The organism is Psychromonas arctica, from assembly GCF_038155225.1.
Classification (GTDB): Bacteria; Pseudomonadota; Gammaproteobacteria; order Enterobacterales; family Psychromonadaceae; genus Psychromonas; species Psychromonas arctica_B.
In genome coordinates this window covers 1-237 of record NZ_JBAKBA010000183.1, presented here as the reverse complement: position 1 = coordinate 237, position 237 = coordinate 1, and the positions used below count along the sequence as shown (strand labels likewise).

Sequence of the window (237 nt, the reverse complement as noted above, 5' to 3'; positions counted from 1 at the left end):
TAAAGATAAAGAAGGGAGCATCAAAGAAGATCTAGTGGCTAAAGATGAAATGCAAATTGATCAACTAGAAGATGAAGGCGAATGTGTTAAAAAAGCACAAGCAACAGTGTGGCCTGAATTCTACGAACAAGTAGGCGGTAAAGATAAAATTAATGAATTACTAATACTTTTAGATCGAGAAAGTATCTAAAAGTAATGCCAAAAGCTGAGTGGAGACACTCAGCTTTACATTTCCTA

General features: G+C 35.0%; 1 protein-coding gene. It reads left to right on the top strand.

Annotated features, from left to right (window positions below; genetic code table 11):
- On the top strand, window positions 1–190 hold a 190-nt coding region (locus tag V6255_RS18240), incomplete at its 5' end, for a hypothetical protein (RefSeq protein ID WP_341629405.1).
- Between the last annotated feature and the right edge of the window lie 47 nt (window positions 191–237).